The organism is Mesorhizobium sp. M1322 (genome assembly GCF_040318085.1).
GTDB lineage: Bacteria > Pseudomonadota > Alphaproteobacteria > Rhizobiales > Rhizobiaceae > Mesorhizobium.
Genome location: NZ_JAMYLP010000010.1, coordinates 1 through 18,523, shown reverse-complemented (window position 1 = coordinate 18,523; position 18,523 = coordinate 1). Strand labels below are relative to the sequence as shown.

15 protein-coding genes and 2 pseudogenes are annotated in these 18,523 nt (G+C 61.1%); 7 read left to right on the top strand and 10 right to left on the bottom strand.

The window, feature by feature from the left end:
* Genes tagH through tssA form a run of 8 tightly spaced genes read right to left on the bottom strand, consistent with a single transcriptional unit; the run spans position 1 to position 8,856 of the window.
* On the bottom strand, positions 1-1,464 hold the full coding sequence (gene tagH, locus NKH12_RS06095) for a type VI secretion system-associated FHA domain protein TagH (protein ID WP_352952302.1): 1,464 nt from the start codon (positions 1,462-1,464) through the stop codon (positions 1-3).
* Entirely contained in the window at positions 1,461-2,546 is a 1,086-nt protein-coding gene (gene tssG / locus NKH12_RS06090) for a type VI secretion system baseplate subunit TssG (RefSeq protein WP_352952301.1), read from the bottom strand. The genes tagH and tssG overlap by 4 nt, the downstream gene beginning before the upstream one ends.
* Complete coding sequence (gene tssF, locus NKH12_RS06085) at positions 2,510-4,384, bottom strand: type VI secretion system baseplate subunit TssF (protein ID WP_352952300.1); 1,875 nt, start codon at positions 4,382-4,384, stop codon at positions 2,510-2,512. The genes tssG and tssF overlap by 37 nt, the downstream gene beginning before the upstream one ends.
* A 1-nt stretch (position 4,385) precedes the next feature.
* Positions 4,386-5,141 carry a type VI secretion system baseplate subunit TssE gene (tssE, locus tag NKH12_RS06080; protein WP_352952372.1) on the bottom strand — a complete coding sequence of 252 codons (756 nt, stop codon included), beginning with the start codon at positions 5,139-5,141 and terminating at the stop codon, positions 4,386-4,388.
* Positions 5,128-5,583 (bottom strand): Hcp family type VI secretion system effector, encoded by a 456-nt coding sequence (locus NKH12_RS06075; protein ID WP_095519759.1) that lies wholly within the window; start codon positions 5,581-5,583, stop codon positions 5,128-5,130. Before NKH12_RS06075 ends, tssE begins: the two co-directional genes overlap by 14 nt.
* A 48-nt stretch (positions 5,584-5,631) precedes the next feature.
* Positions 5,632-7,137 (bottom strand): type VI secretion system contractile sheath large subunit, encoded by a 1,506-nt coding sequence (gene tssC, locus NKH12_RS06070; RefSeq protein WP_352952299.1) that lies wholly within the window; start codon positions 7,135-7,137, stop codon positions 5,632-5,634.
* A gap of 3 nt (positions 7,138-7,140) precedes the next feature.
* Positions 7,141-7,680 (bottom strand): type VI secretion system contractile sheath small subunit, encoded by a 540-nt coding sequence (gene tssB / locus NKH12_RS06065; protein WP_145722232.1) that lies wholly within the window; start codon positions 7,678-7,680, stop codon positions 7,141-7,143.
* Between the two features lie 6 nt (positions 7,681-7,686).
* Complete coding sequence (tssA, locus tag NKH12_RS06060) at positions 7,687-8,856, bottom strand: type VI secretion system protein TssA (RefSeq protein WP_352952298.1); 1,170 nt, start codon at positions 8,854-8,856, stop codon at positions 7,687-7,689.
* 332 nt (positions 8,857-9,188) lie between these two features.
* On the opposite strand from tssA, the gene tssH reads away from it, so the two are divergent.
* Positions 9,189-11,939 carry a type VI secretion system ATPase TssH gene (tssH, locus tag NKH12_RS06055; protein ID WP_352952297.1) on the top strand — a complete coding sequence of 917 codons (2,751 nt, stop codon included), beginning with the start codon at positions 9,189-9,191 and terminating at the stop codon, positions 11,937-11,939.
* Here the strand turns inward: tssH and NKH12_RS06050 are convergent.
* Both NKH12_RS06050 and NKH12_RS06045 read right to left on the bottom strand, forming a co-directional pair.
* The gene (locus tag NKH12_RS06050; RefSeq protein WP_352952296.1) at positions 11,924-12,418 is read right to left on the bottom strand and encodes a hypothetical protein; all 495 of its coding nucleotides are present in this window, start codon (positions 12,416-12,418) and stop codon (positions 11,924-11,926) included. The two genes, tssH and NKH12_RS06050, sit on opposite strands and share 16 nt — an antisense overlap.
* 236 nt (positions 12,419-12,654) lie before the next feature.
* Positions 12,655-13,128, bottom strand: coding sequence for a MarR family winged helix-turn-helix transcriptional regulator (locus NKH12_RS06045; protein ID WP_352952371.1), 474 nt, complete (start codon positions 13,126-13,128; stop codon positions 12,655-12,657).
* Between the two features lie 110 nt (positions 13,129-13,238).
* Here NKH12_RS06045 and NKH12_RS06040 point away from each other — a divergent pair, with 110 nt between their 5' ends.
* From NKH12_RS06040 to NKH12_RS06015, 6 genes and pseudogenes are all read left to right on the top strand, one after another.
* Positions 13,239-13,685 (top strand): VOC family protein, encoded by a 447-nt coding sequence (locus NKH12_RS06040; RefSeq protein ID WP_352952295.1) that lies wholly within the window; start codon positions 13,239-13,241, stop codon positions 13,683-13,685.
* Between the two features lie 23 nt (positions 13,686-13,708).
* The gene (locus tag NKH12_RS06035) at positions 13,709-14,311 is read left to right on the top strand and encodes an alpha/beta fold hydrolase (RefSeq protein ID WP_352952294.1); all 603 of its coding nucleotides are present in this window, start codon (positions 13,709-13,711) and stop codon (positions 14,309-14,311) included.
* A 209-nt stretch (positions 14,312-14,520) separates the two neighbouring features.
* Positions 14,521-15,168: a class I SAM-dependent methyltransferase gene (locus NKH12_RS06030; protein WP_352952293.1), complete on the top strand. Its 648-nt coding sequence runs from the start codon at positions 14,521-14,523 to the stop codon at positions 15,166-15,168.
* Positions 15,169-15,566: 398 nt separating this feature from the next.
* A pseudogene (locus tag NKH12_RS06025) lies at positions 15,567-17,051 on the top strand (ATPase domain-containing protein).
* 24 nt (positions 17,052-17,075) lie between these two features.
* A pseudogene (locus NKH12_RS06020) lies at positions 17,076-18,091 on the top strand (sensor histidine kinase).
* A gap of 86 nt (positions 18,092-18,177) precedes the next feature.
* Positions 18,178-18,523: PAS domain-containing protein (locus tag NKH12_RS06015; RefSeq protein WP_352952292.1), on the top strand; the 346-nt coding region annotated here is incomplete at its 3' end.

Below are 18,523 nucleotides of genomic sequence, written 5' to 3'. Positions count from 1 at the left end.
TCACTCCTCCTCATATGCATCCCGAAAATCAGCGCCGATTTCGCCGAGGAAGCTCGATTCCGCACTCTGGGCGATTTCACGATGGCGTTTCTGATATAGCTCCCACAGCTTGGCGCTACGCCCGCCCGAAAGCAGGCTGCTGATCGCAGAACTCGACTTGAGCTCTTCCTCGATCGCTGCCGGGTCAAAACGATCAATCATTCGCCGCAAGGCCGACTGCACGCCTCGCCAGGCGCGCACGTGATGTTGCGCGAGATCGCGGACCGAGTCGGCGATTGCCGCTTCGCCGGCCAGAAATCCGGGGCTGCGCTCCGCGATGATGGTCACGATGGCGTCGTCGACCGTCGGCAGAAACTTGAGCGGATTGACTTCAGAGGCCCCCACCACCGTCTGGGCGACGCGAGCGTTTCCCTTTTCCTCGGCTCGCTTGCGCAGCAGCTGCATCAAGCCTTCCATCATGAGCCGATACTCTCGACCGAACTTCTCCATTTCCGCGACGCTGTCGCGTCCGGGAAAATCGGCTTCCTCAATGCCCATGCCACGCAAGAACGCGGTGCGAAGGGCCGTGTTCGCCTGTTGCGCCGCTGCCGGGGAGGGGGCGGGTTTGGGAGGAACGCCGGCACGTGGCGGAGAAGGGATATCTGCCGTCTGGCCAGGCAAATCCCAGGGATTGGCCGACTGCGGCCTTCCGGCAATGTGTTGGCGTTGACCGGTCGAGCCGGCGCCGTTTCTCAAATCGGGCGATGCGGCCGGCCCGAAACCGAAATCGTCATCGAATGACCTTCTTGGAGCGGACTGGCCTGGAACGGGCTCGGTTGCAGCGGAGGTCGTCGGATCGAGGCTGAAGGGGTCTGCGGGATCCCGCGCATCACGCGGTTCGGGATAGGCGCCGTTCGGCGCGGGCGTTGCTACCGGGTCGAGGCTGAACGGGTCGTCGAAGGCCGGCGAACTGCGCTGGTTGGCGCGCTCGAATGCTCCTGGAATCGGCTGCTCGAACGGGTTCGGCAGATCGGCCGGACGCGGTCGGCGCGGCTCTTCTTCGACCGTGGCTGAAAAGAAATCATCGCGGCCGATGCTTACCGGCGCTCGTGATGCCGGCGGCGACGGTTCCGCGAACGATTGGCTGGCTGCTGGTGCTTGAGCGGCCGGCGTCTGCAGATCGACGCACACGATGTAGTCGCCCAGCCTCAGCCGCATGCCGTTTTGAAGACGGACCGAGCTGCCCGCGCCGAGCGGGCTATCGGAGTCGTTTATGAACAAGCCGCTGCTTGATGTGTCGGTGACGAAATACCCATCCCGCCCGCCGGTTATCCTGCAATGGGCGCGTGAAACGAACATGTCGGGATCGTCGATCTGCCAGCCCGCGTCCGCGCTACGGCCGATCACCAGTTCACCCTCGTCCAGCCGGGTCTGCCGTACCGCCTGGGTGCGTGGCCCGTGCTCCAGCGTCAGCAGCAGAGTCATGCCGCGACCCCCGCCATTTCCGGCCGCCATCCGACAATTGTCCGCAGCCGCATATCGTCAGCATCGCCCCTTTCAGCGGGCCGCGCAATCCAGGTGGTACGGCCGAGCTGTACCGCTCCGATACGGGGCTGCGGCACTGCTTCGCGCGCGAGCACGATCCGCAGATCGACGTCGAGCGATTCCCCGACCATGTCGCGAACCGCCTGCTTGAACATCTTCAGGCGTTGACCGCCCGGCAGGAACGTTTTGAACTCCTCATACCCGAGCGGGCCGACGCGGAGTTCGATCCTGCTTTGGCGGCTGAAAACGCGCGGGCCGATCGTCGCCCCGCGACCCAGCACTGCGTAAGCTTGGGCAAGGCGGGTCTGGAGCGTCGCCGGTATGGTCATCCAGGTGGCAACGAACTCCTTGATCTGGACCGGCACCTTGAACGCTTCCGCCAGGAACAGCGTCAGCCGCTCCGGACCGTCGACCTGGCTGGCGAGCGACGCGGCCTGGCGAAGCTTCACGGCATCGAGATCGGGATTCTGAGTGCCGGGTAGTCCGATGCCCGCCATGGCTTCAAGCATGGCCCTTACCCGGCCGCCGACCGCACGTTCGACCTGTACCGCCGGGTGCGCGTCGGCCCAGGCCCGATAATACAGGGCGATCATGCGGTGCTGGAGAATATTAACGAAGTCCACGAACGTCGTGTCGCTGGTCTGCCGTGCGTCGGCGCCGGTGAACCAGCGCTGCGACAGACGATCGAGCACCCAACGTGTCAAATGAAGCGGCATCGGGCCTTCCGGTCCCATCAGCCCGAGATTTGCAACCGTGACCCGGGCCGGCGTCCCGATCTTCCCCGGCGTCTTGTCCTCGGCTTCGCGGAACGCAACCACGTCCTTGGCTGAAAAGCTAAGACGCACATGCTGCCCGAGCCTTGCCGGCTCGCGATCCGCGTGGCCGGAATAGCCGAACAGCCCGCCCCTGCGTTCGAGACGGCGCAACAGTTCGAAAAAATCGAATGTATCATCCAGCTCTTCGACCCGGTCCAGGTCGAATTTGTCTAGATCAGGTAGCGATTGCCGGGCGTCATCGGCCATGGCACATCCTCCTGCTTCTGCAGCAGCCGCGTGCGGGTCCGCACAAAGCCGTTTAGTCCGGCGTGACGGGCAAACAGCCGTGCAAGCAAGGCTGAAAGCAGCAATGTGCTTTGCCCCGCCAGGACCGACTGGTCCACATGCAACGTCACTTCCGTGCCCCGTCCGAAGCACATGGGCCCATCGATCTGCAGCCGTTCGATGGCGGAGCGCGAGTCGATGCGAACGATCGAGTGCACATTGCGGGCGAGGCTCGGATCTCCCCGGTCGGCATAAAGATCGAGCAGCGCATGCAGCGGGTCGACACCGCGACCTTCCTTGGCAAGGCTGAGAAAGTTGAGCGCCAACTGCGCCACCAGCCGCCAGGCGAGATTATCGGCTCGGGATTCGCCTTCGGCGCCCGCCGGCCGCGCGGCCGGGATAGCCGGCTGGGGCGGGCGCAACGCACCGATAAGCCGGACCGTTTCGACCGGATCGCCAGTCTCCAGCGTCAAGGTAGGACTGTCGTCGAGGATCGGCAGGTCGCGGTTGGTGCAAAGCGCCATGATGTCGAGACGCTTCAGCGGCCGGTTCGCCGGACTTCCGACCGGCCGTGAAACCGATAGGAAAACGTCGTCTCCGGTATACGAGGTGCGGGTCAACCCGTCGCGCCGTTCATCTTCGGTGGCCCGGCGAGGCCGCCGTTCGGTGGAATAGACCCAGCCATTGCTGCGGTTTTGCCCCAGGCTGAAGAGCTCCGGAATTTCGGCGTCGGGACCCTCGGCGTCGGCGTCCTCGACGTGGGTCACCCGATAGATTTCAAAGTCTCGCGCCCGCGTGCGGTCGGCATGCAGCACTTGCCGCGTTCTGCGCGGATCAAGCTCGATGACGTTGCAGTCACGCTCGAAGAGGTTGATGATCGGTGTCGCAAAAAGTTCGAAATCCGCCGGCGTGACATCGGCAAGTTCGGGTACTGGGCGCCGGAACATGAAGATGATCTCGAGCCCGGCGTCGCATCTGCGCACGACCGACTGCAGTCCTGAAACCCGCACGTAGTGAAAGCGCTCGGGCATCATGAAATATTCGCGCAGCAGACGGTACCCTTCGAATGTCGGACGGGTACGAGGCATCAAGGCCTCGTCGTCGCTGATGCCGACCATTTCGGGCCCTGGCAAACGCGCTATCGGATTGGCCTTGCCTTCGGCCCGTGCACCAACGGCCGAGCAGGCGCCGAAAATCGCGTCGAACAGCAATGGCGCTTTGGTGCGCCCGGCAAAATAGAAATCAAGCCGGTCAAGCGCCAATTCGTCGAGCTTGCCTTTTCCGGCCCGACCCAGCGTGATACGCAGCGCCGCCTCGCCGCCAACGCCGCCGATCGGTGTTATGCCGGCCGCTGCCAACCCGCTGCGATCCTGGAAATAGCTGACCGACGTAATCGTTATCGGCCACAGCGTCATTTCCTGCGCGGTGGTGAATGTGCAGCGCGTCGACAGGCCGGGTTGCAGACTGGACACCAGCCGCGTGTTCCGCTTGACGACATGGCCGGCAATCATCGACTGGACCTGCTGGCCGGGTTTCAGCACTGCCATCACCGTTGCCGGAGCCGGCGTAACCAGATCGGGATAGAGGACATCCAGGACGCTGCGTGAAAACCGCGAACGCTCGGCATCGACTTTCAACCGGGTGCGCGCAGCAAGGAAAGCGACGCCGTCAAGCAGCCGCTCGACATACGGATCCGGGCAGGGGACAGTATCCAGCGAAAGATTGCGCGCCACCGCCGGATGCATGTCGGCGAATTCCGCCGCGAGTCCGCGGATATGGGTCAGTTCCTCCTCGTAATATTCTACGAAGACCCGATCCATCTCAGCTGTCCCTAAATTCGGTCCGCGCCAGGCCGTTATCGAGATTGATCGTGGTGCGCAGGCGCATGCGTTCCGGCGTCGGCGTCATGATCAGCACGGCGTCTATCTCGATCTTCAGGCCCACACTTTTGTCACCGAGGGTTACCGTTACCTTGGTTGCGCTTTCCTTGAGACGGGGCTCGAACGTGGCAAGGACCGAGCGGATCTCGCGCGCCAGGGTCTCGCGATCGAAGTCGCGGGACGAACGGCCCGAAAAGGAAGGCACGCCGTAGTTGACCACACTTCGGCGCACCTCCGGAAAATCGGCCAGCGATGGCGGATTGTCTGCGGCCTGTTCGCTTTCGAAATCGGAAAGAAGCGGAACAGCTTCGAAACGCTCGGTGTTGAACAAGGCCTCGATGTCGCGCCGCACGGCCTCCTTGAGGACGCGGGCCGATACGACCACGCCACGGCTTTCGATCTCTGCGCGGTGTTGGGTCTGAAAGGCCAGGCGATGCAGACGCCGCTTCTGATCCGGTGTCAGCTCCGCGTCGGCATCGATAAGCCGCGTGCTGTCCGCAAGCAGGGTATCCAGCCGGTCTGCGCCAAGCTCGTCCTGTAAGGTCTGGCGCAGCCCGTCTATCTCGGACGTCACGCCCGGCAGGTCGTTGACGAGGCGGTCCCAAAGCGAGGGCTGGACCGCTTCGCGTTTCGCTCGCGAACTGCCGGTCACCTGTAGCTTGTCCGCGCCCGGCCGCCGCACCTCACTTGCCGACATAGACATCCATTTCGATTTCGTCATCCTTGTCATAGACGAACTTGATCTTCTTGTAGGCGAAGCTGACCTCCTCCTCGATCAGGTCCGCTTCATCTTCGGCCTGTTGCATGTCGTATTCCATTATGGAAGCGTCGGTCAGGGTAACGACCAGGTAATCGCTGGTCTCGCCATCGATGGTCCGGCGGGCGGAGAACACAACTTCGTCCAGCGCCTTGTTGTCGAACAGCGCCTTTTTCAGATAGGGCGAGGACTTGTCATAGTGCTTGGTGAACTTGATCATCCCCAAGGACACACGACCGCGGCGTGAGAGCGAATTCGGATCGTACGGCGCGATTATCTTGTAATCGACCCCATGCACTTCGATTTCATCTTCATGGCCGTCTCGAACGCTTGGGCCTTTGATATCCGGAACCTTTAGAAAACCATCGATTTTCACTGGCATTGTCTTTCTCCACCGCTTTCAAACAGAACAAGGTGTGGTTGCTGCGAATCAAGTCTTTACGGACGGGAGTTCCGACACCAATCGGAGCGAAGCGTTGATGCCCTCCAGCTGGTAATGCGGACGCAGATAGAAGCGAGCATTGTAGTAGCCCGGCCGTCCTTCCACGCTGTCCACCTGGACCTCGGCCGCAGCAAGCGGGCGCTTGGCGCGCGCCTTGTCGTCGGCAAAGGCCGGGTTGGCCAGCACGTATCGGTTAATCCACTCGGTCAACCAGATCTGCATGTCGGAGCGTTCCTTGAACGACCCGATCTTGTCGCGCGCAATGGCCTTGAGGTAATGCGCAAAGCGCGACACCGGGAAAAGATAGGGCAGGTTGGCGCTTAGCCGCTCGTTCGACTGTGCGTCGGGATCGACCAGCCGCCCGGCACGTGTCTCGTCGTCCTGCAGCGAATGCGCACCGATGAAAGCCGCGAGATCCGTGTTTTTCCTGTGCAGGATGGGCATCAGCCCCAGCTTGGCCAGTTCTGCCTCGCGCCTGTCGTCGATGGCGACTTCCGTCGGACATTTCATCGCGATCGACCCGTCATCGGTCGGGAAGCTGTGCACCGGCAGGTTGAGCACCGTGCCGCCATTCTCGACGCCGCGGATCTGCGTGCCCCAACCGTAGAGCTTATGGCTACGGTTGATGTTGACGCCCATCGGGAAGGCGGCATTCATCCAGACATATTTGTTGTGGTCGCCCTGCACCTCTTCCTCGAAGGTGAAGCCCTTCACCGGAACGGTGTCGGTGCCGTAGGGCAGCCGCGCCAGCACACGCGGCATGGTGAGGCCGATATAGCGCGCGTCCTCGCTCTCGCGAAGCGATTGCCAGGAGGCGTAGGCCGGGTTCGACACGATCATCTGCAGGTCCTGCGGGTTCGGCAGTTCCTGCCAGCTGTCCATGCGGAACAGGCGGGGCGAGGCGGCCGCGATGAACGGCGTATGCGCGGAGGCACACACACCCGACATATTGCGCAGCAGGCCGACGTCGCGCGGATGGTTCGAGAATTCGTAGGCGCCGATAAGGCAACCGATCGGCTCGCCGCCCAGCATCGAATACTCGTCCGTGTAAACCTTCTTGAAGATCGGGCTCTGGTCCCACATCTGGCCTTCATAGTCTTCGAGCGTGTCGGCCAGCTGTTCCTTGGAAATGTTCATCACCCGGATCTTCAGCTTCTGATCCGTCTCGGTGTTGTTGATGAGGTACCACAGGCCACGCCACGTGCCCTCCATCTCGCGCACTTCCGGCGCGTGCAGGATCTCGTTGACCTGCATCGTCAGCATCTTGTCGATGCCTGCGATCAGCGACTTGATCGACTTGATCGCATTGGACGAAATGGTGGTCGTGTCGGAACGGGATTGCGCGGCCAGCGCAAGGTTGCGCACGAGTTGCTGCAGCTTCTCGCTGTCGTCCTTCTTGACCTTGAAATCCTTCTCGAGGAGCCCGCTGAATTCTCCGAGGTCGATGGCTTCCGCCTCAGCGGCAACGGCTGCGGTTTTTTGTTGTTCGGCCATGATTTACTCCTGAACCTTGTCGTCGTCGGATAATGCCTGGTTGGCGATCTTGCCGAGAAGCGGCTCGTTGTTCAGAAGTTGCGCTATGCGCTTTTCGGCGTCGACACGGCCGTCCATGAAGCCGAGCAGTTCCTCAAGCTGACGACGCATCTTGAGGATTTCGGCTAATTGCGGAACTTGCTCGGCGATCTTGTCCGGCGCGAAATCACCCATTTTGGTGAAGGTGAGGTCAAGCGCCAGTTCCTCGTCCCGTTCGGCGCCTTCAGCCTGGGGCAGTGTATTCTTCACTCGGGCTTTCACGCGCGGCCCGAGTGCCTCCATGAACTTGGGGAAGCGGTTGGCGTCGGTCTCGACAAAGGCGCGGTCCAGCACCGATTTCGACGCTTCCTTGGTCTGTGAAGCGCCGGAAAGGTCGGCCATCACGCCCATGACGAACGGCAATTCGATCGTCGTCGGGCTGCCGTAGGTTTCCACGTCATAGGCGATCTGCACGCGCGGTGCGCGATTTCGTTCGATGACCTTCGCTTTACTTTCGGCTGGCATGGCTTGTTACCTTTCATCCTTCTGGGCCGTCTTCTTGGCATCGGGAACGCCGGCAAGAAGCCGGAATTCCTTCAGCCCCGACGGGGCGAGATCTTCCATCAGTTCAACAAAATCCATATGCACCATCCGGCGAACGCGGCGGGCAAGGTGCGGGATCGGGCTCGACGGTTCGGTGCGGTCATAGAAGGCGACTACGAGGTCGAGGCATTTGACGACGTCGTCGCGCGAGGAAATCCGATCAGGGAGCCCCGCGCTCGGCTCCGCGTAACTTGCCATACTTGCCATCGTATCGGCTCCATTACCGTTTCGAACAGGCGTTGCTGGTTCTGCAGGCGCGAAAACAGGCTTTGCGGCGCCATTCGCGGTGGCGCCGGCGGCCGAGTTTCGTTCGAGGGTCGTCAGCAAACGCTGCAGAAACCGCTTTAATTCCGGAACGGTGGCGCCGCTGCCCTCGATGCGGGCATTGAGGGCGGACTCCACCGCCTCGAGGGCCGCGATCGCGGCGCGCGCATTGGCAAAGAGCGACGTCATCTCCGCGCCGGCCTGATCGATCTGTGCGACGCATGCGCTGCGCACCCGGTTCACCAATTGGCTGTGCGCGCTCGCCAGAGCCGCCTTTTCGGTCGCGTTCAGTCCCGAGGCCGCTTCCTGAAGCATGACACGCTCGTCGAGCGCGCCCTTCTCCAGATCCTCGCCGAGGATCGGGCCGATTGCACGCGGCGCGAAAAATGTCATTTTCCGCAAATCCTTGATCAGGCCATCCTGACTGTTCTGGAGGTCAGTCAGCGCATTAATGCGGCGCAGTGCGGCGTCGCGCGGCGTAGCACCGGGCCGCAGGGCCGGGTGCATGGTTGCCCAGTGCTGATCGAAGGTCTGCGCTATGAGGGTAAGGCCCTCAGCCAGCCCGGCCAGCCGATACTCGTTGGCCAGAGCACGCGTAACGATGACGAGGAGGCGCAGGTCCCGGCCGTGTGGACGCAGCTCTTCGGCCTTGGTGAGCACGGTGGACCAGTCGATCGGAACGGCAACTTCTAACTTGGCGTTCCCTTGATACTCGACCTTTTTCTGCTGTTCCGTCAGACGTGCCAGCTCATGAAAGGCTGGATCGTTGCGCAAATCCTCCCCTGACGGATTTTCACCGTCCAGCGGATTCAGCCAGAGTGCGAGATCAAGCACACCATCCCCCAGCGAGCGGCTCTTGGGCCGTGCGTGACCCAACGTTACCACACCGCGACACTTTACCACAATTTAGTTGCTGCTCAATCTTAATGGAAGCTTGCAGACCGGGGCCTGAGCTCGAAATCGCTGGCGCAATTGCCGAACCCTGTACATGAAGGCATCGCAAAGAGCCGGGCACTCACGGCCGTTTGTAGCCGATGGCGTCGGCTTTTGCCGGGAGGAAAGAAGTCGACTGGTTCGAACACCCAGGCGACCCGTCGATAACGCTCTTTGTCAAGTCGCTGCTTATGTGGCAGTTTACTGACTGGCAGATTGGAGGAGCAAGTTCGATGGAACAGCGCCGGTCGTCGCAGAGCTTTAAACGCAAGGAACTGGTCGGCAAGCTCAATCCCGTCTGTTTGCGCGCCTTCAAGGCTGCGGCCGACACCGCCAAACTGCGCGGCAATCCTTACGTCGAGCTCGTTCACTTCGTCGAACAACTGGTGCTTTCCGAGCGCTCGGATGTGCAACTGATGCTGGCCGACGCCGGGGTGGATGCGAGCCGGCTCACGGCCGATATGACCCGCGCCGTCGACAAGCTGCCTTACGGCGCCACTTCGATCGAGGAATTTTCCGATCACATCTTCCACGCGATCCAGGAAGCCTGGAGCCTGGCGGGGCTGGAGTTCAGCGTCGAGGAAGTCCGCAGTGCGCATATTCTGCTCGCCTGCCTGAAGACGCCGGTGCTGGAAGGACTGCTGTCAAAGATCAGCGGCGAATTCGACAAGATCGATGCGCAGGCCGTCATCGCGCGGTTCGCCGATGTCATCGAGGGTTCACTCGAAGCTGGCGCCTCGACTGCGGTTCCCGCCGCCGAAACACCGCGGCGGGCTCCGGGGGGGGATTCGGCGCTGGCGAAGTATGCGACCGACCTGACCCAGCGCGCCCGCGACGGCAAGATCGATCCGGTCGTCGGGCGCGATCCCGAGATCAGGCAGATCGTCGATATCCTGATGCGACGCCGGCAAAACAACCCGATCCTGACCGGCGAGGCCGGGGTCGGCAAAACCGCGGTCGTGGAGGGCTTTGCCTTGCGCATCGCCGAGGGCGACGTGCCGCCGACGCTGCAGGGCGTCAGCGTACGCATGCTCGATGTCGGCCTGATGCAGGCGGGCGCAAGCGTAAAGGGTGAATTCGAAAAACGGCTGAAGGCGGTCATTGACGAGGTCCAATCCTCAGAGACGCCGGTCATCCTCTTCATTGACGAAGCTCACACCTTGATCGGCGCGGGCGGCGCGGCAGGGACCGGTGATGCGGCCAATCTGCTGAAGCCGGCGCTGGCGCGCGGTGAGCTTCGCACGATCGCGGCAACGACCTGGGCCGAATACAAGCAGCACATCGAGAAGGACCCTGCGCTCACTCGTCGCTTCCAGGTCGTCAAGATAGATGAGCCGTCGGAAGCGGTGGCTGTTCTCATGCTGCGCGGTGTGGCCGGTGTCCTCGAGCAGCATCACAAGGTGCAGATACTCGATGAGGCGATCGAGGCGGCGGTCAGCCTGTCCCACCGCTACATCCCGGCGCGGCAACTGCCCGACAAGGCCGTGAGCCTTCTCGACACCGCCTGCGCCCGTGTCGCCATTTCGCAGCATGCCACCCCGGCCGAGGTGGAGGACATCATGCGCCGCCGCCAGGCGCTGGAGGTCGAGCGCGCCATCATCGGCCGTGAGGCAGCGATCGGCATCGGCGTGGCCGACCGGCAGGCTCGGGTCGAAACCGGGCTTGCCGAGACCGAACTCACGCTTGCTGCCGCGCAGCAACGTTGGGATCGGGAAAAGGCGCTGGTTGGCGAAATACTCGAATTGCGCGCCAGGCTGCGCGGCGAGGGTGTGCCGCTCGATGCCGTGAAGCCTCCGGAGGCGGTCGCCGAAACCTCAGCCGCCGATGTATCTGAGATCAAAGCGCCCGAAACCGATGCGGATCAAACGGCCACTGCCGATCCTTCTCCACCCGATCCGGCTGCCGATCTCGCGCGGCTGCGGGAACTGATGGCCGAACTCGCAGAAGCGCAGGGCGAGACGCCGCTGATCCTGCCGTCGGTCGACCGCAATGCCGTGGCGGCCGTTGTGCAGGACTGGACTGGCATCCCGACTGGCCGGATGCTGTCGAGCCAGACCGAAAAGGCGCTGCGGCTCGCAGCTACCCTGTCCGACCGCGTGGTCGGTCAGGATCACGCCATGGAAATGATTGCCAAGCGCGTGCAGACCAGCCGGGCCGGGCTCGGCGCGCCCGAAAAACCAGTGGGGGTTTTTCTGCTCTGCGGTCCCTCGGGCGTCGGCAAGACCGAAACCGCGCTGGCCCTGGCCGAGACGCTCTATGGCGGCGAGCAGAACCTCATTTCGATCAATATGTCCGAGTTCCAGGAGGCGCATACGGTCTCTACCTTGAAGGGCGCCCCACCCGGATATGTCGGCTACGGCAAGGGCGGCATCCTGACCGAGGCGGTCCGGCGCAAGCCCTATTCGGTGATCCTGCTTGACGAGGTCGAGAAAGCGCATCCGGATGTGCATGAAATCTTCTTCCAGGTCTTCGACAAGGGAATGATGGACGACAGTGAAGGCCGGCGGATCGATTTCAAGAACACGCTGATCCTGCTCACCTCGAACGTCGGCTCCGAAGTCATCATGGACCGGACCAGCAGCGGCACGGTACGGGCGGGGCTCGACGATCTCGACACAGCATTGCGCGCTCCGCTGTTGAAGGTTTTCCCCGCGGCCTTCCTTGGCCGGGTGGTGACCATCCCTTACTACCCGCTCTCGGACACGATGATCGAAGCGATCACCCGCCATCAGTTCGCCAAGATCGCCCGCCGGCTGCGTTTAAGCAACGATGCCGAGCTGGTGATCGGTGACGGCGTCATGGATCTGGTCAAGGCCCGCTGCACCGAGATCGAATCCGGCGGGCGAATGATCGACGCCATTTTGACGAACACGCTTCTGCCGGAATTGAGCCGCGGCGTGCTGAACCGATCGCTCGAGGGTGAAAAGATGACAAAGGTTACTATCGGAGCCTCCGAAGGAGGTTTCACCTATTCCTTCGAATAGCTCAGCACTGTCTTCCGCATCGCCTGCGCGATCAGTCCGCCGGCAGTCAAGCCCAGAGCAAGGGCGACGTACGTGGCGGCAATGGAGCGCTTCGAAAGCACGGTCTCCCAGCCTGGGGTGAGCCCCTTCGGCACGACGAGATAATCCACGACGGCTGCAATCATGGCCACCGCCGAGGCATCGCGCAGCATCAGCAGCGGCGACCGCTGAGGGTTTCGGGCGAGCCACGCCTCGAACGGCGCGGCCCAGAACATGGCCGAGGCATGGTGGGTGCCGAAGCCCAGCGCAGTGTGTGCGAGGTCGGCTTTCCTGAGCGCACCGGCTTTATCGCCGTGCAGCCAGTGGCTGGTGGCGTTGGTCGGCTGCAGTGCGGATTTGCCTTCGGCTTTGGCCAGAAGGGCTAGAACCGCCGCCGTCACAAAGCTTGCGACCGTGCCCGTCACGGCCGTCGAAAGTCCCACATTCAAAAACCCGTTCACCTAAACCTCCGTAAAAACCAGTTCGCCGTCCCTAAATCACCGAACCTGACCTCGGTTCCGTGTCGGCGATGCTGCGGGCTGAGTTGCTGGACCGCCTTCTCTCCGGCGCCAATTCTCCGATATCCCTATCACCCCTGGACAACATGAACATCATGCTGGCAACGTATAACCGGCGGAGGATCAAGACGGCAGCACATTGAGCACCCATAGACTGCCGCCTACCATTTCCACACTGCTTATATGCTTTTGAGCCCGGCGACGCCGTCAGATCTCGAAAGCAGGCTCAATTCGGAGCGCAGATGGTTCGGGTCGGACAGCGCCGTTTCGATCGTCGCATGGAGATGCCGCCAGATCGGCACCGCGTCGGCCAGAACCGCCCGGCCGGCTGGCGTCAGCCGCAGCAGTCGAGCGCGCCTGTCCGTTGGATCGGGCACCGTATCGACGAGGCCACGACGCTCCAACGGCTTGAGATTGGTGGTCAAGGTTGTCCTGTCCATCACCAGCAGCGCCGCCACGCTGCCGAGGTTCGGTGGTTTCGGCCGATTGAGCGACATAAGGAGAGAGAACTGTCCGCTGGTGATGCCGGCGGGCTTCAGCGCGACATCGAAATGGCGCGCGAGCGCACGCGCCGCCCTCTGCGCATGCAGGCACAGGCAGGTCTCACGCACCAGAAGGGTGGTTTCGAAGGCAAGGTCGGCAGGAGCGTGCATCTGAAAGGTTGACATCCATAGGCTCCTTACGTTGATATCAACATAGATGAAGAAGGGTCAATCGTCGGCCGCTTTCCCAAGGATCTGAGACCAATCAAATGGAGACGACCATGAAGATCGTGACCAGCCTGAGCTTCCAGGGCCAGTGCCGCGAGGCATTCGAGTTCTACGCCAAGGTCCTGGGCGGAAAAATCACTGCCGCCATGCCCTATGGCGATGCGCCCCCCGGCATGCCGATCACTGATGAAAAGTACAAGACTTGGCTGATGCACTGCTGGCTCGATGTCGGGGATCAGGCGCTGATGGGTGCCGACATGGACGTCGGATGGGCACCCAACATCGACCAACCGAAGAACGGCTTCGACGTCACCCTGCACACCGAGGACAAGGCCGAAGCCCAACGCTGGTTCGATCAACTGTCTGACGGCGGCAAGGCTGTCATGCCATTCGGCGAGACCTTCTGGTCGCCCGGCTTCGGCTCCCTGGTCGACAGGTTCGGCGTCCCGTGGATGGTCAACGTCATTCCATCGGCTGACTGGAGGCCGTCGCAGGGCTGATCTCCTGCCCAAAGGACCCGGACGTGGCCGGCGTTCTCGATGCGCTCAAGATCGATCGCGCCGATCTCGTCACCCACGACATCGGCAACATGGTCGGTTACGCCTTCGCGATCCAGCATCCCGGGCGGACAACACGCTTTGTCCTCATCGACGCTCCGGTGCCGGGGGTGGGGCCGTGGGAAGAGGTTCTAAAGAACCCGCTGTTGTGGCATTTCCGCTTCGGTGGACCCGACATGGAACGCCTCGTCGCCGGCCGCGAGCGCATTTATCTTGATCGCTTCTGGAACGAATTTCCGCCACCCCCAGCCGTTTCACCGAGGCCTCGCGCGAGCACTACGCCAAGCTGTACGCTCTACCTGGCGCAATGCATTCGGGTTTCGCGCAATTTGCAGCATTTGATCAGGATGCGCTCGACAACCAGGAATTCATCGCCACTAAGGGCAAGCTCACCATGCCGGCTGGCGATCGGCGGAGAGAAGTCATTTGGATCTATGATGGCGACCATCATGCGCTTTGCCGCCAGCGACGTGACCGAAGGCATGGTGCCCAATTCCGGACATTGGATCATGGAGGAGAATCCCGAGGCGACGATCGCCATCGTCCGCGACTTCCTCGCTTCCAAGTGAACGGCAGCCGAACTCTGCCACCCAATCGCCATCCTAGAGGCATTTGCCGCCCGGCAGTCCGGGCCGAAACCTGACCGTCCGTGATTGGGAGCCATATGGCTAAAGCGGCCGATCCGGTACCGCCCGACTACCGGAACCGCTCAGTTGTCCGGTTACGTCGCGTTTAGCTCTGCCATGTAAGGAATTCGGAAGCCGGAGGCCGCACGCTAATGTTGGACAACTACGAGGTAGACGGGTTTGGCGTAATCCACCAGATCGACTTCACACCGATCAAGTACGACAAGCAATACATTTCCTATTACGAGGATCTGAGTGACCGGACCATCAAGCTCGGATATCAGCGACTTGGCTGGGTGCTGGGAATCACCGGCCAAATTCCTCGGTCCGTGCTGGAGATTGGATATGGCACGGGCACATTCGTCGAAGCGGCGAAAATAACCGGGGTCGCCGACTGCGCCGGCTGCGACATCGCAAGGTTTCCGCTGCCCAAGGGCGTCCGCTTTGTCGATTGGGACGAGGCTCTCGCCAGCTCGTGGGATCTCGTCGCCATGTTCGACGTGCTTGAGCACATCCCGGACCTGGGTTTCCTCGCCCGCCTTCAGGCCCGCTACCTGGCCATCGCCGTCCCTTACTGCCGCTGGCGCGAACTCGGCACCGCCGGCGACGGGTGGTTCCGAACGTGGCGTATGCGTCTCCCCAACGAGCACCTGCACCATTTCGACCGTGACTCGCTGGTGGCACTCCTCGCACACAGCGGCTTCCAGTGCGTGACGCTGAACTGCTTCGAGGATGGGATTAGACTGCGGCCCGGCGAAGTGGGTCCGAATATTCTGTCCGGCTTCTTTAGAAAACCATAGGCCAGTTTCCCGCGGGCTCGACCAAAGCGATAGCGCTCGTGCTGTTTTCCCGCCCCCAAAGCCGACTTGGTCCTTTCTCGTCCGGATTTGATCCTGACTGTGCGAAAACGGGCGAGTCAGGTAAGGTTTTGGCATATTGCTTTTTACTAAAACTACCGACGCTCAGCTTTTGGCATGATGCTTAGCAAGCGGCCGTTCAGTTGACGCCCGCTTTTGACCTTCGTGGTGATGCCGTTGAACGTCCGCTACGAACGGCTGGGCCGCGTGGAGGCGAACTGCGACTTCGTCCGCCGCAATAGTCCGTCCGACCATATACGGGCGAGAGAACGGGTTATCAGGCGTACGGAACTATTGAAAATGCTGGCCGTTAGGGTGTTCACCAGTGCGAAGGGGCCAACGTGGAAACTGACGACGCTTCACCGATAGTCACAGGGGTTGAAGCCTCGATTATGTCCTTCGCGGTGGGTACGCCAAGTTCCGATCTCATCTCGTCGAAGGCAGACCCGGCTCGGGAAAGACCACACTCGGGCTGCAGTTTTTGCTCAATGGCGCGCAAAACAAGGAGAGATGCCTCTACATCACGCTATCAGAAAGTAAGCGCGAGCTGCTTTCGGTCGCGAGCCGACATGGCTTGAGCCTCAATGGCATAGAGATCCTAGAGCTTGTCCCTCCAGAGCTTAGCCTCGATCCATCCCAGCTCCAGACATTGGTTCATTCTTCCGATCTGGAGCTTGGTGAGACCGTGCAATCAGCGCTGGCTGAAATCGAGCGCCTCAAGCCAGACCGAGTCGTGTTCGATTCGCTATCCGAAATCCGTCTCTTTTCACAAGGCTCGTTGCGCTATCGGCGGCAAGTCCTGGCACTTAAGAGCTTTTTCCTGCTCAGCAACGCAACTGTCCTATTGCTCGATGACCTGACCGCAGAACATGACGATCTAATTTGCACTCGATCAGTCACGGCGTCATCAGGTTGGAACAGCTGTCGCCGGTGTACGGCGGAGAGCGACGGCGGCTGCGCGTCATCAAGATGCGTGGGGTACAAATCCGCGGTGGCTACCACGATTTCGTCATTCGGCCGGGCGGCCTGACCGTGTTTCCCAGGCTTGTCGCTTCCGATCATGAGATGGTCGAGTATGGCCCGCCTGCCTCAAGCGAAACTGCAATTGACAACCTGGCTGGCGGAGGCTTGGAGCGCGGCACCAGCACCCTGCTTATGGGTCCCTCCGGGGTGGGAAAATCAACCATTGCCAGCGCTTATTGTCATGCTGCGCTCCTCCGAGGCGAGAGCGTCCTGGTGCTCTTGTTCGACGAGACAAAACGAATCTTCATGGCGCGCGCTTCAGGTCTCGGCATGAATCTGGAGGCGTTTGCCGAAGAGGGCAGATTGTTGCTGGAACAGATCGACCCGGCGGAGCTCGCCTGGTGAGCTGTCGGCGCGCATACAGTCCGCCGTCGAACGGTCCAATGCAAGGATCGTCGTCGTCGACAGCCTCACCGGCTACCTTAACACTATGTCTACAGAGCAGCATCTCGTGCTTCAAATGCACGAGATCCTTACCTATCTCAATCACAAGGGAGTGGTTACAATTCTGGTTTTTGGCCAATCATGGATTGATTGGCCAGGTGGCAGCTCCTGTCGAAATGACGTATCTCTGCGATTCCGTCATGCTTTTGCGCTTCTTCGAGAGTGGCGGTCGCTTGAGGCGCGCTATTTCGGTCGTAAAAAGGCGCGTAGGCCCGCACGAAGACACCATTCGTGAGTTTAAAATCACCGCCGCTGGATTGGCTGTGGGTGAACCACTGGAGGATTTCCAAGGCATCCTTACGGGCGTGCCCTCATTCGAGGGCAAGAAGGCCGACCTTCTCGAAGATGAGCCGTCGTGATGAACACTTGACCCGGAAGTTCTTCTGCTTGCGCCGATAGGGCGTGATGGCAAGATTGCAAGTTCGATCCTCGCTGCCAATCGGATCAGTTCATGCATCTGCTCGAGTCTCGACGAAGCAATGCCGCTTCTGGACCGTGCACATTGCCTTGTCGTTGCCGAGGAGGCACTGATCAGCGCCGATCGCAGTCTGTTTGCAGCTTGGCTCGAGAATCAGCCGGCGTGGTCAGATTTTCCAATCGTGCTTCTGACAATGCGTGGCACCGAGTTCGACAAGCGTCTTGCGTTTCTCGATCGTCATCTGATTGTGCTTGAACGGCCGTTTCTGGCCTCGAGTTTGGCCAACTCTGTGCGATCTGCTCTGCGCGCCCGCGCCCGCCAGATCGAGGTCAAGTCCTTTATCGAACAGAAGCAGGAAGTGACCCAGCGGCAGAACCTGCTGATCCGGGAACTGCATCATCGCGTCAAGAACACGCTGGAAATGTTAGGGCCATGATGGGCGCAACGGCCAGGTCAACCGATAGCGTTGAGGAGTTCGTGCGTAATTTTTCGGCCAGGATCGTCTCACTGGCCCAAACGCATTCGATTTTGACGGACGACTACCGGCAGACCGCCTCTTTGAACAAACTTCTTGAGGGGGAACTCCGACACTACGACACAGACGACAGCCCACGTATACGGCTTGAAGGACCGAACGTCGCGCTCATTGCCGACGTTGCCGTACCGGTCGGCATGGCCCTCCATGAGCTTGCCTCCAATTCGGCGAAATTCGGGGCGTTGTCTCGGCCTGAAGGTCAGCTTGCCGTCTGTTGGTCAGTCGGCAGTTCTGGTGCTGGGCAGACGCTCAGCCTCGCCTGGCAGGAGCGCAACGGACCCCCGGTTCAGACGCCGACGCGGCGGGGTTTTGGCACCGCGCTTCTAGAAAAGGTGGTACCCGTGCAATGTGATGCCAAGGTTGAACTCGACTATCAACAAGATGGCCTGCGCTTCACCTTGGTCCTACCGCTGCGCGAGACAAGGCTCGTGCCTTCCTACTCGTAAACCTCACCGCGGCCTCAAATTTGGCGATGGTCGGTTGAGCCCATGACTGGTACTGTGCTTTTCAGGGAAAAGAACGGGCCCCCGAGATGACATCGGATTCAGAGAAGGCCGTTGAGCAGTTGCTCGATACACCCGATCTTGCCACCGCGCTGGAAAGCGATCAGTTCAAAAAATTCCTCGACCAGGTGCCAATCGCGATTGCTGTTTCGGACTTGAGCGCGAAAGAGCGCGTGGTCTATGCCAATCCGGAATTCGAAAAACTGTCAGGTCTAACGGCGAACGCGCTTACGCGGCAGAATTGGGCAGCACTCCCTGGTATCGGCCTCCATCAGCACCAGGACCGGCCACTTGGCGAAGCCGTGGTTGAGGAGACCGATTTCGTCGGCACCTTCCGGCTGGAGCGCGAAGCGGACAGGGCCGTAATAACTGACG